Genomic DNA, 14,131 nt, shown 5'->3' on the forward strand with positions numbered 1-14,131 from the left:
GTGACAATAAAAGTATTAACACAACTTCGTGTCATTGAAAAAAGGGATTTCTTCATTTAAGAGGGAGGACATAATTTTTTCATGGATACAGCGACTCATATTGTTATGGGGTTTGGCTTAGCGGGACTCGCAACCATGGATCCCGCCGTCGCGCAGAGTCCGCTGACTTACCAAGCGGTCATGGTCGGCGTTGTCGCAGGTTCAGTGATTCCCGACATTGACACGGCTCTGAAATTAAAAAACAATGCGGCTTACATCCGCAATCATCGCGGGATGACCCACTCGATTCCGGCAACACTGCTTTGGCCGTTGCTTCTTACGGCGATCCTCTTAGCAATGTTTCCAAGTGCAAACCCTAGCGGATTGTTGATCTGGACGTTGACGGCCGTCGCCACTCATGTCTTTGTCGATATCTTCAATGCGTATGGAACGCAAGCGGTTCGCCCGTTTACGGGAAAATGGGTTGCACTGGGGACCATCAATATCTTTGATCCGTTTATTTTTAGTATGCATCTTCTCGGATTTGCCATCTGGCAATCGCTTGGTCACGCGGGCGTCACCTTTATCGTCATCGATGCAATGCTTGTTGTGTACTATGTGCTCCGCGGCTTTTATCATCACCAAGTCATAAATGATGTGAAGCAGCAGCTGCCCGGACTAACCAAGGTTTATTTGTCCCCGACCATGCGCTGGTCTCATTATCATGTGGCAGCGGAAAGCGAAAAATACTACTATGTCGGAAAAATCAGCGGTAAACGCTTAGAGCTGATCGACCGATTTGATCGGATGCCGATTGATTTAAACAACGAAATGATTCAGGCAGCTGCACATGATAAAAATGTGCGTGCCTTCCTGTCCTTTTCGCCCATCTATCATTGGTCCATTGAGCAGCGCAACAACCACTGGGTCATTCAGTTTACGGATCTAAGGTACTATTCAAAGGGAACCTATCCGTTCACCGCGACGGTCTGGCTGGATCATCATCTAAAGGTGCAAAGTTCCTATACAGGCTGGGTATTCAGTGAACGCAAACTACGTAAGAAATTAGTGTTAGCTCAGGTCAATTCCTGATCAATTTGGAATGAAAAGGGCTTCTGAATGAATGTCAGAAGCCCTTTTTCATGTTGTTTTATTCATATATCGTTGATGCGCTCGCTTAAAAAAGCATTAATTGAATCAAGTGGAAATCCTTTTTGATACAAATAGTTTTTCACTTTTAATGTAAAATCGCGACCGGAAAACTTCTTGTACTTTTTCATCGCCTTTTCTGCTTGAGCGGTCAGCGCATTTCGTTCGTTTTCCTCTAGAAAGTCTGTGATCTCTTCAAGAACCTGATCACTGATCTCACGTGAATACCCATGCTGCATCAGCCGTCTGGCAAGAACAAGCCGTCCTTCCATCATTGATTTTTTATTTTTAACCGATGACGTTTGCTTTGCTAAATACCTGCGTGCATGTTCAAGTTGTTCCTCAACAGGAAACAGTCGATCCGCGCGCGAAGCGATCAATTGTGAAACGCCCGATTGCAGCAATTCGCGATAGATCAGCTGCGGTCCCTTGGTCGAAGTACGAATCCGCGTTCGGATAAAGGAATCCGCAAAGACTTCGTCATCCAGCAAATTCTCATGTTTCAAACGGTCGATAGCATAAGTCACTTGCTGCGTGCCAAACTCCTTTTTTTGTAAATAGCGCTTCATTTCAGACACACTGTGCATCCGATAGGAGAGATAGCGCACCCCCGCATTATAAGCCAAGATTCCCGACGCCTCATGAAGTAGTCGCTTAAGTTTTTGCGGCGACAACTCAAGTCCCTTGCGCAGTTCCTCCCGGACAAGGACGTCCTCATGAACATCCAAACTTTGCTTCTGACCGTCATCGCTTGCCAAATCCACGACAAAAAAGCCGCGTTCTTTTTCATTCGTACGTATCCTGGTGATCACCGTCATCGATCAATCCTCCAGCACTTTTATCAATATCATAGCACAAACCCATGCATGCATTGAACGCAAAGAACAGCAAGAGCAAAAAAAGCCGTTTTTTCATAAAAATTTAATGCACCAGCCTATTTTTCACCGATTCATTAAATTTATATTTCAGAATTTGCGAGATCATACGTTGTGCAAATGTCAATAACTCTGTGGATAAGTGGATAACCTCCAAAAATCCTTTATTAACGGGATGTAAAAATGTGTATTTTTTTGTTAATTAATCACGAAATCATTGTGGATTATGTGGATTAATGACGTAAATCGTCTATTTATCCCACCTTTCTATTTGTCAAATCTGTGGATAACGTTGTGGATACTGTTCTTAACTTTTTTTACAACTTTTTTTTACAAATCGACAGAAAAACCGAGCAAAAAGCGCCCGGTCCTTACCTCCGCAGGATGCGGTGGCTTTCGCATTGCATACAGGACGTACTTTCACAGGATGTGATGGCTTTCGTGTTGCATACAGGACGTATGCGCACTTAGCGAAAGTTCCTTAAAGTTCCTTAAAGTTCCTTAAAGTTCCTTTAGGAAAGTTCCTTTACAATCAGAAAGGTTCCTTTTGCTGCGGCTTTGATTCATCACTTGTGCACGGGTACGCTTTGGTTTCTCGCTTGCCGCGGACGCGCCACGAGCCTCCTCAGACAGGCAGAATCTTATACTTTTTTTGGCCTGTAAAAAAATACCTCAAATCCTTATTCGGATCGAGGTATCTAAGCAGATTCACCAAAATTTTGAGGGAAGGGCGCGTTCTGCCATCAAGTCATCCAAACTACGGAAACGGTACCCCTGCTTTTTCAAGTCATGAATAACTTTAGGAAGGGCTTCAGCATTGTCTTTGGAAACCGTATGAAGCAGAATAACGGCGCCTGGGTGCATGCGTTTCATAATGTGGTCATAGGCGTAATCAGCGCCATGTTGCTGATCACGCAGCCAGTCGCGATAGGCTGCAGACCAAAATACATTAATATACCCTTCATCATGACCAAGCTTGAGCGACCGCTCGCTGAAAGTGCCTCTTGGCGGACGCAAATAGTTCATCTCGGTTTTCCCGGTTAACTTCGTGTAGCGCGCCTTCAACTTAGCTAATTCTTTTTTGTATTTTGTATCGCTGATTTTCGCCAAATCCGGATGACTCCACGAATGGTTGCCGATGATATGTCCTTCGTTTACCATCCGTTTCACGAGCTCAGGCTGGTCGGAAATATAATGACCGGTGATAAAGAACGTTGCCGGGACATGTTCTTTTTTCAGTGTATCGAGTATGTGTGCCGTATAGCCGGCCTCATACCCATTGTCAAACGTCAAAAACAATTCCTTTTTCGATGGATCGCCTATATAGATCCCATCATATTTCTTTAATAAAGCTTCATATTCTGGTTCTGTCGTCGCTGGTTGATGATTTTTCGCAGGCTTGAAATACCAGTCCTTTGCAAACGCGCCAAATGGATCGATAACAAGCCCAAACAGAGCGACGAAGAGTACCAACGCGATTTTTTTCACACGATCACCCTCCATATCCTTAGCGTGACCGTTTTCGCGTCTTTTATGTTTTCCTTATTTTTCTGTTCGATTCTCGATCCAATCTTCACGAAAGCGGCGGATCTTCACTTCGAGATTATCCATCATCTGAAGTACACTGGCTAAGTCGCTCTCGTTGACGTTCTCCGCGTCGAACGCCTCGAAAACCTGGGTCAACAGTTTGAATCGTTTTTTTAAATAGATCACTTGATCTGCTTTCGAATGCGTCGCTCGTCCCATAGTGAGCACCTCCGTCTCCCATTCTCTTTTCACTTTAGCATAGTTTAAGAAAAAGGTTCAGACAAAGGCTTGTATCGGTTTATTGTGCGACGTAGCGCAGTGACAGATGATCGGTAATCGGCATCCAGGCTCCGATTCCTTGCTGCATGATGTTTTTAACCTCAATGTGTGCCCTGCCGCCTTTTAAAACGAGGAAAACTTCTCCATACGTAATTTTTCCGCGTTCATTAACTGCCGGCACGTAACCATAGAGGTGGCCAATTCGTTTTGACGGCACTTGATACGGACGATCAATTTTCGTTCCGGCACCGATGATCGTCGAAAAGGAAATCGGAAGATGCGTTTTTTTCATTGTTTTTGCTAAGATTAGCTGGCTGGCTTCTTCTTTCTTTGGAATATCAGAGGTCAAACCGCCATTCACCTTTGCTTGTACTTCTTGCAGATAGCCGATTTGCTGGCTGCTTTTGCTGCCGCGGGCGTCTGCCGCATTATCATTAATCTTCTTGTATTCCCAATTCACTGAGGTTTCCTTCGATGTATAGTTAAGCGGCCATTCACCAAGATAGATTCGCGCAGAATAACCAATCGACCATTTCGATGGATGAAGCGCCGATTCGTTTAGCAGTTTGATCAGAATTGGATTCTCGATCGTTTCATTTGCGGATTTGAGCAATGCCTTGGTATGGGCGCTCGGCACGAGCTCAGAAGTATCGTGAGCTGGATTCGGGTAGGTATTCTCCTTTGAAATATCGATCACCGATTCAGGCAACTTGGCAGGCAGCGTACTTTTTGCTTCAGCAGTACCCGAAAAACATAAGAGGACGGAGCAACTAAGGATTAAGGTCATGAATTTCTTCAAGGCAGAAGACTCCTTTTTTGCTTATTTTCTGCCGCGCTCCTAAAAAATATCCGCAAAATGCCTCGTCAGTTCTGATCCTGTTCCTTCATCACTTACACGCTTCTTTTTATATAAGAAAAACCGGGCAAAATACGCCCGGTCCTTTTTTGTTTAGAGATAATCTTTAATTCTGTATTCCTGGCCGTGAACCCCTTTGTAGTATTCAGGATACATTTCTCCTCCACATTGTTCACATGAAAACCGAGGGGGAATGATCGAATCTCCACCATCCATAAGATCCATTTCTCGTACAATTTGTGTAGGGATTTCTTCTTTCTCATGACACGATAGGCAAAAAAACCGTACGGTTTTTTTGTTTGTTTTTTGCACGATTTTCTTTTTGACCGATTTGCGTCGTTTTTTGGTTGAGATAACGAATCTCCTCCTCTAGATACTCTCTTGCCGTTCTTCCTAGGGCTACTTTGATGACTAACCTGCCTTCTTCAAGGCAGACTTCTCCCTTGTATTCATAATAGTTACCGCATTTAGGACAAATATGAGGATCTTTATTGCCAGTTGCGATCGTCCGTTCTCTCCATGTACGTCTGCGCAGAACTTTATTTACCTTGATGACCCAGCGCTTTGTTACTTTTTGCCATGCCATTAATAACTTTTTGCTTAATTTTTTATTTTTTCTAGAATACATGCCATAATGCCGGATCGTTTTAAACTGCTCGTCAGGGATATGACGGATCAAACGTGCAATAAAGGCTTCAACTGAAAGCGTCAAACGCTTTTCCTGATTGTCTCTTTTGTCCTTGTACGTAAAGGGCACGTTGTGACCATCGTAGTCTTCGATGCGATTCAGTCCAATTGCTGGACGGCGGATATAGCGACCAATATAACGGAGTTGTTCTTTCACATGGCCTCGTTGTCTTGGGGCATGAACATAGAAACCTTCTCCATTTTGTAAATAAGCTTTCTGTAATAGAGGCTGAACGTTCTCCTTCTCTTTCGCAGTCAAATGTTTACGAATAAGTTTTAGCACCACCGTCTGCCACTGTTTCCGAAGCATCTTAAACGGAATGAAGTCATAGGACTTCCATTCTCCTTTGCGAGTGATTCCACCCATACTCACAAGCATGTGAACATGCGGATTAAAATTGAGCTGAGATCCAAATGTATGGAGACCAGCAATAATGCCGGGAGTCACTTTCGCTTTCTTCTGAAAAAAGTTTTTGATAAGCCTTGCGGCCTCGTCCATTAAAGGCTTTAGTAAGTGCCGGTGTAAAAGGAAAACATCACGTAAACCTTCATCAATTGTGAAAATGACATGTCTATGATTGACTTGTAGCACATCTTCCGCAAGCAGTCTGCTCCATTCTTCGCTCTCTCCAATAGAACACGTGGTACAAAAACGTCCTTTGCATCGAAAAGGTACTTTTCGAACATCATGACAACCTTCGCAAACCAGCAATTTAAATCCCTTTTTAAGGTTTCCACAATCCTTAAATTTCTCCACTTCTTTGATGACAATTGGGCGTATCTGTCCCTGATACTTTTTCCTAAAAGCTTCCCAATGTCTATGATGATCGAAGAAGATACGTTTAAGAATATTAGGTTTCATAAATAAAAGGTATCACAGTCATATTCACTGCGATACCCCCAAAATCATATACTTTCTTTACCTGTAAGAAAAACCGGGCAAAAAGCGCCCGGTCCCTAATCTCCAACCATGTTTGATGGGCTCGTGTCTTTTCAGCGCTGAATCGCCGCTTCGGTTACTCGCTTGCCGCGGGCGCACCGCGAGCCTCCTCAGACAAACAGAAATCTGCGGGGTCTCGCTGGCACGCATCAACAACGCGCGATCCCGCAGGCGCCAGAGTACCTCCGCTTTCGGTCAAGACACTGTGTTATCAGTTTGACTACATAACTTTCTTCCCTTACAAAAAAGATACCGCTTGTTATGCGGTATCTCCCGATCGTATGTGAAAGTTAATTAATCAAATAAATGCAGCTTACCGATTCGTTCAACGGCTTCGGTCAAGCGTTCCGGTTCGCTGAGCAGACCAATGCGCACGTAGTTTTCGCCGCCTTTTCCAAATCCGACTCCCGGTGCAAGCACGACATGGGCTTTGTCCAGCACATACTCGAAAAACGATTCGGAGGTGAAGCCTTTTGCAACCGGAAGCCAGCCAAAGAACGAGCCTTGGGACGGTACCGCATCCCAACCGATTTTCTTTGCCGCATCAAAAAAAGCATTGCGGCGCGTTTCGTAACGTTGAACCAGTTCACGCACGCAGTCTTGAGGCCCAAGCAGCGCTTTGGCACTGGCTTCCTGAATCGCGCCGAACAGACTTACAAAATAATGGTCCTGAAAAAGTTCGATCGCTTCAATAATGCTCTTGTTTCCAAGCGCAAAACCAACACGCCATCCGGCCATATTATAGGTTTTCGACAATGTGTAGGTTTCGATGCCGACTTCTTTTGCTCCCGGTGTTTGCAAGAAGCTGCGCGGCTTTTTGCCGTCAAACCCGAGCGCACCGTAAGCAAAGTCGTGCAGCACGCAGATGTTGTACTTTTCAGCAACCTTGACCGTCTCTTCAAAAAAGTCGGCCGGTGCGGTCGCACTGGTTGGATTGTTCGGATAATTCAAGAACATCAGCTTCGCTTTATCGAGAAGCGGGTCAGGCATTGAGGCATAATCCGGCAGGAAGGCATTTTCCGCGCGCAACGGCATGGTTTCCATATTTAGATTAGCCAGCGCAAAACCGGACAGATAATCCGGATAACCCGGATCCGGCATCAGAACCGTGTCGCCACTGTTCAGCATACATTCGCCGATTTCAACCAGCCCCGTTTTCGATCCGAACAAGATCGCAACCTCTGTCTTCGGGTCAATGGAAACGTCATACTCGCGCTTGTAAAAAGTCGCAATCGCTTCCTTTAAAAAGTCGTAGCCGCGAAACGGCGAGTATTTATGATAAAGCGGATTGGCTGCCGCTTCCTGCAGCGACTTTACAATATGCGGCGGGGTCGGCTGATCCGGATTGCCCTGTCCTAAATTAATCACATCGTAGCCCTTGGCAATTGCCGCATTAGTTTTTACAACCAGATCAGCAAAAAACTGTTTCGGCAAACGTTTCAATGCATCGGATTTTTCAAAGTAAACCATCTATTGTCACTTCCAAATCTTAATAATAAATTTTTTGTATGTAGTGAAAAACCTGACTATTGCAGTATCTCTATTTTCATCGATATTGCTGCATTTGTAAAGGCTTCTCATTGCATCCTCGCGTCGAAAAACGTACGTCGCAAACCGCAGCGCTTCTTAAATTATGACAAAGTCGTGGCCGATTGCAATAAAACAGATTTTTTTCATGAACAAAAACGATTTGGAAACAGGTATACTTGTGTTTGGCGGAAATGTGTATGCCGCGGTCACTAAAAAAAAGAAGGACATCAGAGAATGAACACAACCTATCAGCGATTTCAATTTTCTTTGCTCATTATTTCAGTTTTTATTACGGGAGCGGCCGAAGGTATGCTGCTCCCGCTCGTTTCATCGCTATTAGAACGAAGCGGGGTTTCATCAATTTGGAACGGTTTGGGCTCAACATCGCTTTACATCGGCATGCTGATCGCCATTCCGCTTATGGAAAAACCGATGCGTAAAGTCGGATACAAAATTTTTCTGATCGGCGGGCTTGCACTGATCACCTTGCCGCTCTTCCTTTTTCCAATTTGGATGAATCTCTGGTTCTGGTTCATGCTTCGCCTGTGTGTCGGCTTGGGAGACAGTATGCTCCATTTTGCCGCGCAGACTTGGATTACGATTGACAGCCCACTCAACCACCGCGGTCGCAATATCTCTTTTTACGGACTTGCGTTTGGCATTGGGGTTGCCGTCGGCCCGATGCTCGTCCGCCTCGTGGATTATGGAACCGCCGTCCCCTTTCTGACGAGCGGCATCTTTTGCACACTGGTCCTTTTTCTGCTTTTTCTGCTGAAAAATGAGTATCCTGAATGCATGGAGGACAAGTCTACGTCAAACAGCACGCTGTTCTCGCGTTATAAACGTGTACTTACGGCCGCCTGGTCCGGATTCATGGTTACGTTCGCATTCGGATTTCTGGAGACTTCTTTGAACAACAGTTTTCCAATCTTCGCGCTCCGGCACGGCTACGATTTAAATGCATTGTCTGTGCTGCTCCCGGCATTCGTCACCGGCGGTTTGATTACGCAGCTTCCGCTCGGCATGCTTGGCGATCGGTTGGGACGCAATCGCTTGTTGCCGGTCATCACATGCGTTGGAACGCTTGCCCTTTTTCTCACCGGCGTCCTCTGCGACTATTTTTACGGAATCTACTTCACCTTGCTGGCAGCAGGGTTGATGGTCGGCTCGCTTTATTCGATGAGCATGGGCTTTGTCAGCGATCTGCTCGATAAAACACAAATTCCGCTTGGCAACATCATTATGACAATCTGTTACAGCATCGGATCAATGATCGGACCGATCAGCGGAAACCTGATGATTAATATCATGCCAAACGGCGGCCTCTTTTACGGTGTCTCTTTCCTCTTGTTCCTCACTTCGATCAGCTGCACCGTACAAGCGATTCAACTTCATAGAAAAGGTTCAAGCTTCCAAAAAACAGCCGGAGTCTCAAACAAATGAGACTCTTTTTTTAATAAAAAAATGTAGGATTTGGGGAGTACTAATCTGTGATAGTCGCCATTTCTTCAATCCGTCCGTTCGAGACACGGCGCGCGTGAATCGCTCGGAGCGTCTCGGTTGATCGCAAACAGACGATAGCCCTACGCGCTTGCATGAACCTCTCTCCTTGCTGTTGCATAATCTATCAGAGCAGCAAAACCATTTGACGAAATGGTTCTTTTAGGGGGAATCGCTTGTGAAAAAGCACTTTATTATGCCTAACCTCTCAGCGGCAACCCACTGGATGAATCAAAAAACAAGCCGCGAGCAGCTTCTCGGTGCCCCGACACTCATCCACTTCTGGTCAATTCGTTGCGCCAAGTGTAAAAAGTCGTTCCCGGTTGTCACATCCATTCGTGAAAAATACAAAGGAAGGCTAAACGTTGTCGCTGTCCATATGCCGCTTTCGCCTGCTGATCTAGATGTCCGTGACGTGGCGCAAACAGCGGCGCAATACGCGCTGACCGAACCGATGCTCATCGATAACACTCGTCAGATTGCCGATCAGTTCGCCAATCGTTTCGTACCCGCCTACTACTTGTTTGCTCCTGATGGTCATCTGATTGAATACCACATGGGGGAACGCGGCGTCTACCGTATTGCAAGAACGATTGATGACTTGTTTCATCTGTGACCATTAAAATACAAAACAACGCATTTGCGCTTTATAAACCGGAGAAGCAAAAAGATCACAAAGCCAAGCACACTGCCGCCCGTATTCAATAAAATATCATCGATGTCAAAAATGCGTGCCGCGAAAAAGTACTGGCATGCTTCAATGAGCGCACTAATACTGAAAGCAAACAGTATCTGCCAGCCGAAGCGTCTTTTTGATGGAATAATGATCGACATCAGAAAACCAAGGGGAAGAAAAAGCAAGACATTGCCGAAGATATTTTTAACAATTAAAACGCTGCTACCGCTCCGCAGCATCAAACGAATACTGCTAAAAATCAGCAAATTACGTGAACGTCCGTATGTATAGTAATTGTGTGTGAACAACGTCACAAAAATTAGAAAGGTCAAATAGGCAATAAAAAGCATCCAAATCAACTTTTGTTTGTGTGTTTGCGCACCTTGCATGGCTTTTCCTCCTCTACTCATCATTATGTCTATTGAAAATGATCTATGTCTAAAATCCATCTATAAAAAATACTAGACAAAGCAGATGATCATGGCTACAATTTAAGTGAGTTAAATTAAAATGATTATAAACACATCAAACAATGCTGTCGCCTGAATTGGCGGCAGCATTGCGTGCTATTAGGGTAATTAACGATGATTCTTATTCTCATTTAAAAATTTAACACCTGCAAACCTTCACCAAATGGTTGCATCTTAAATAATTAATATTATTTAGTATTTATTTTATTTAAAAATAAAAGTAGTTTTTAAAGGGGCTGTTTTTTTATGATGCAAGAGGCAAAGCTCACAACTGCGCCAAACGGGCCGACTTACTTTGAGCGTGTACAAAACATTTACAGAAAGCACGGGGAACTGATCGCAGCACTTGCCGGTGGCCTTTTGACACTGAGCGCCTATCTGCTGGGCCTGTTGCAGGTGCCGCTTAGCTGGCTGCTCTATCCGGCAGCTTATGTCATCGGCGGCTTTTACAAATCGAAAGAAGGGATCATCGCCACCATTCGCACACGTCAATTAAACGTCGAGTTGTTGATGGTTACCGCTGCCATCGGTGCCGCCTGCATCAATCACTGGCTTGAGGGTGCGATCCTGATCTTCATCTTCGCATTGAGCGGCGCACTTGAGACCTATTCCACAGCCAAAAGCACGAACGCTCTGGCTGCTCTGATGAAACTGCAGCCTGAAGTCGCCCGTCTCATTGCGAACGGTCAGGAATCCATCTTGCCTGTCACGAAGATTTGTCCTGGAGATCAAATTCTGATTAAACCCGGGGAACGGATTCCATGCGATGCAGTAATTGTTACCGGGGAAACAACCGCTGATGAAGCAACCATGACCGGTGAATCAGTACCGGTATATAAGCAGGCTGGTGCTACGCTCATGGCCGGAACCATGAATCTAGACGGCAGTGTGATTGCCCGCGTCACAAAACGGAGCGAGGACGCTTTGTTCAGCAAGATTCTCGACCTTGTTCAATCGGCGCAAACGACAAAAGCACCGACTCAGTTATTTATTGAACGATTCGAACGCAGCTATGTCAAAGCTGTCTTGATTGCTGCTGCATTAATGCTTTTCGCGCCGCACTTCCTATTTGGATGGTCATGGGGCGAGACCGTCTACCGTGCCATGGTTCTGCTCGTTGTGGCTTCACCATGTGCACTCGTCGCCTCCACAACACCGGCAATTCTTTCCTCTATCGCTTACGGCGCACGCCGCGGCATCTTAATCAAGGGCGGTGTTCATCTGGAGCAGTTGGCCTCTGTTAAAGCAATTGCCTTTGATAAAACCGGAACATTGACAAAGGGGAGGCCGGAGGTTGCACGCTTCATAAACACGAGTACTTTGGACGACGTCGCGCTGATCAAACGGATTGCAGCAATTGAGAATCATTCGTCGCATCCGCTTGGTAAAGCAATCGTTTCTTATTCTGCAAGACTTTCGGGTCAATCCATGCTTCCTGAGGCAGAACGCGTCAAGGTGAAGCCTGGCTTCGGTGTTGTTGGCTGGGTTCACGGCACTGAATACCTGATCGGGAAAAAAGAAATGATGGACACAGACGCTTTAAAAGCATTTCATCAACTCGAGCAGCCTGCCATTATGCCCGATGACGAAACCGTCGTTTATATCGCTTCTGAAGGAAGAGTGATCGGCTGCCTCTCCTTAGTCGACCAAATCCGTGATTCGGCAAAAGAAGCGATCCGTACGCTGAAAAAATACGGCATCAAAACAGTTATGATCACCGGTGACAATGAAAAAACAGCTGCAGCCGTGCAGAAGGCATCCGGCGTCAGCAGCTATATTGCCAACTGTCTTCCTGAAAACAAAGCGATGGAAATTCAGAAGATGAATCAGGCTTACGGTCACGTCGCAATGTGCGGCGACGGCATTAACGATACTCCTGCTCTAGCTCAAGCATCGGTCGGCATCGCTATGGGCGCGGGAAATGATGCTGCACTGGAGACCGCTGACATCGTTTTGATGAAAAATGATTTAACCCGAATCGCAGATAGCGTTCGGCTGTCGCGGAAGATGAGCCGGATTGTCAAGATGAATATTGCTTTTGCCTTGACGATAATCGTTTTTCTTCTGGCAACCAATTTCCTTCAGTTCCTGACCATGCCGTTCGGTGTTGTCGGCCATGAAGGCAGCACCATCTTGGTCATCCTAAACGGTTTGCGTCTGTTGCGCGGATAACCGGAAAGCCCAAATAACAAGCGGGTCCAACTTATTATCGGTTGGGTCCGTTTTTCGCTTGCTTTTTTAATTGATAAAGGATTGCGTTAATCTGTCCGCCAAGGATGATCGTAATCGCCGTCAGATAAAACCATAGCATCAAAATAATAATTCCGCCCAGTGTCCCGTAGGTTGACGAATAGTTGCCAAAAGAGCGGACATAAAATGAAAAAAAGTAGGAAACAACCTGCCAACTGACGCCGGCAATCACAGAGCCAACCATCGCTTCCCGCATTTCCAGCTTCATATTTGGGCCAAGCCGGTAAAGAAAAGCAAAAATAACAATGATAACGCAAAAGGTGATGAGTGTGCTCAGCACCGACCACATTTCCGCAAAGGTATGCGAAATCCCCAGATAACTAAATAAACTGCGTGCCACTCCTGCAGAAACAACGTTAACCGCAAGGGTCATCGCAATGGCGAAAAGCATGGAGACCGTAAACCCCATGGCCAGCAGCCGTGTCAGAAAGAAGGGCCGTGTTTCTTCAACCTGGTAAGCACGATTCAAGATCCGCATTAACGCATTTACCGCACTTGACGCCGGCCAAAGCGTTGCAATCACGCCAATGGACAGCAGGCCGCCGCTCTTGGTAAAGACTGTATCTAGATTTTGGTCGATTAAACTGACGACTTCCTGCGGCAGATACATGCCCGCCAGCTCGATCAGATGCTCCTGGCTGACCCCTAGGTACGGGATCAAAGCGAACAGAAAAATAAACAGCGGAAAAAGCGACAACAAAAAGTAGTACGCCAATGTTGCCGCTAAATCCACTGTATGGTCTTCAATAAACCGTCTGCCCAATAACCGTGCAAAAAGAAATAGATCTCTGAACTTTAGTTTCCCCACCGTTCTCCATCTCCGGTCTCGTTTCCTCAAGGAATGGTGTTATGCGCGATGATCCGGCTTTTTACTTGTTCCGTTCGGGGCTGCTGAGTGCTTGTACTCCGCAGCGGAAACGGATGACGTGCGTTTGGACACATGAGGTATCGTTCCCGGATTCGGTACGGATGTCTCATTTTCCAGTCTCTGAATGGCCTCTGTTTCAGCACTGATCAGTTCAGGTTCCTGGTAATTAACCATATTTCTCCCTGATTGTCTAATCTTGCCTGCCATCTCAGCCAGCTCGCCGCCGACCTCCATCACATATTGATACGTATCGCCTGTACTCGTTCTCGCTTTTTCCACTTGATCGATCATATGTTGAAAATCATCAGAGACTTCCCGAACCATGCCCTTAAGCCGTGTGCCGGTTACTTGCATGTACTTGCCGACTTGATCGGGATGCTGATACATCGCACGAATCAAATTTCCGCAGTTGCTCGCGCTTGTCGCTAAACGCTGGCCCCAGACCGATCGTGTCTCGCGGCCGATCAGCGACAAACCACAGCCAACCATACCACCGATCAGCATGAATTTGCCCATGTGGCTTTTGCCATAAACACTCATCAGAT

The 14,131-nt window shown here is 45.9% G+C and carries 13 protein-coding genes; 4 read left to right on the forward strand and 9 right to left on the reverse strand.

Annotation, left to right across the window (positions count from 1 at the left end; translation table 11 throughout):
- Positions 1-81 precede the first annotated feature (81 nt).
- The gene (locus tag K7399_RS09520) at positions 82-1,071 is read left to right on the forward strand and encodes a metal-dependent hydrolase (RefSeq protein WP_028977102.1); all 990 of its coding nucleotides are present in this window, start codon (positions 82-84) and stop codon (positions 1,069-1,071) included.
- Between the two features lie 62 nt (positions 1,072-1,133).
- Here the strand turns inward: K7399_RS09520 and K7399_RS09525 are convergent, their stop codons facing one another.
- The 6 genes from K7399_RS09525 to K7399_RS09550 all read right to left on the reverse strand — a co-directional run bounded on the left by K7399_RS09525 (position 1,134) and on the right by K7399_RS09550 (position 7,762).
- Positions 1,134-1,946, reverse strand: coding sequence for a RecX family transcriptional regulator (locus K7399_RS09525; RefSeq protein ID WP_028977101.1), 813 nt, complete (start codon positions 1,944-1,946; stop codon positions 1,134-1,136).
- Between the two features lie 765 nt (positions 1,947-2,711).
- Positions 2,712-3,491 (reverse strand): delta-lactam-biosynthetic de-N-acetylase, encoded by a 780-nt coding sequence (gene pdaA / locus K7399_RS09530; protein ID WP_028977100.1) that lies wholly within the window; start codon positions 3,489-3,491, stop codon positions 2,712-2,714.
- A 54-nt stretch (positions 3,492-3,545) separates the two neighbouring features.
- Positions 3,546-3,749, reverse strand: a complete 204-nt coding sequence (locus K7399_RS09535) for an SE1561 family protein (protein WP_028977099.1) — start codon at positions 3,747-3,749, stop codon at positions 3,546-3,548.
- A 79-nt stretch (positions 3,750-3,828) separates the two neighbouring features.
- Complete coding sequence (locus tag K7399_RS09540) at positions 3,829-4,608, reverse strand: YfkD famly protein (RefSeq protein WP_028977098.1); 780 nt, start codon at positions 4,606-4,608, stop codon at positions 3,829-3,831.
- Positions 4,609-4,924: 316 nt separating this feature from the next.
- A complete protein-coding gene (locus K7399_RS09545) occupies positions 4,925-6,214 on the reverse strand; it encodes an IS91 family transposase (protein ID WP_223362288.1) in 1,290 nt (429 codons plus the stop codon).
- Positions 6,215-6,586: 372 nt separating this feature from the next.
- Positions 6,587-7,762: a pyridoxal phosphate-dependent aminotransferase gene (locus K7399_RS09550; RefSeq protein ID WP_028977015.1), complete on the reverse strand. Its 1,176-nt coding sequence runs from the start codon at positions 7,760-7,762 to the stop codon at positions 6,587-6,589.
- 294 nt (positions 7,763-8,056) lie between these two features.
- On the opposite strand from K7399_RS09550, the gene K7399_RS09555 reads away from it, so the two are divergent.
- Both K7399_RS09555 and K7399_RS09560 read left to right on the forward strand, forming a co-directional pair.
- Positions 8,057-9,265 carry an MFS transporter gene (locus K7399_RS09555; RefSeq protein ID WP_028977014.1) on the forward strand — a complete coding sequence of 403 codons (1,209 nt, stop codon included), beginning with the start codon at positions 8,057-8,059 and terminating at the stop codon, positions 9,263-9,265.
- A 235-nt stretch (positions 9,266-9,500) separates the two neighbouring features.
- The gene (locus K7399_RS09560) at positions 9,501-9,938 is read left to right on the forward strand and encodes a TlpA family protein disulfide reductase (RefSeq protein WP_028977013.1); all 438 of its coding nucleotides are present in this window, start codon (positions 9,501-9,503) and stop codon (positions 9,936-9,938) included.
- On the opposite strand, the gene K7399_RS09565 is transcribed toward K7399_RS09560, so the two are convergent.
- The gene (locus K7399_RS09565) at positions 9,929-10,387 is read right to left on the reverse strand and encodes a VanZ family protein (RefSeq protein WP_028977012.1); all 459 of its coding nucleotides are present in this window, start codon (positions 10,385-10,387) and stop codon (positions 9,929-9,931) included. The two genes, K7399_RS09560 and K7399_RS09565, sit on opposite strands and share 10 nt — an antisense overlap.
- Before the next feature lie 327 nt (positions 10,388-10,714).
- On the opposite strand from K7399_RS09565, the gene K7399_RS09570 reads away from it, so the two are divergent.
- Positions 10,715-12,640 carry a heavy metal translocating P-type ATPase gene (locus K7399_RS09570; protein ID WP_028977011.1) on the forward strand — a complete coding sequence of 642 codons (1,926 nt, stop codon included), beginning with the start codon at positions 10,715-10,717 and terminating at the stop codon, positions 12,638-12,640.
- A gap of 34 nt (positions 12,641-12,674) precedes the next feature.
- Here the strand turns inward: K7399_RS09570 and K7399_RS09575 are convergent, their stop codons facing one another.
- Together K7399_RS09575 and K7399_RS09580 are read right to left on the reverse strand one after the other, a co-directional pair.
- Complete coding sequence (locus K7399_RS09575; RefSeq protein ID WP_028977010.1) at positions 12,675-13,526, reverse strand: YihY/virulence factor BrkB family protein; 852 nt, start codon at positions 13,524-13,526, stop codon at positions 12,675-12,677.
- A 39-nt stretch (positions 13,527-13,565) separates the two neighbouring features.
- On the reverse strand, positions 13,566-14,126 hold the full coding sequence (locus tag K7399_RS09580) for a hypothetical protein (protein WP_028977009.1): 561 nt from the start codon (positions 14,124-14,126) through the stop codon (positions 13,566-13,568).
- Positions 14,127-14,131: the final 5 nt, after the last annotated feature.

Origin of the sequence: Sporolactobacillus terrae (assembly GCF_019930545.1) — a bacterium.
Taxonomy (GTDB): Bacteria; Bacillota; Bacilli; order Bacillales; family Sporolactobacillaceae; genus Sporolactobacillus; species Sporolactobacillus terrae.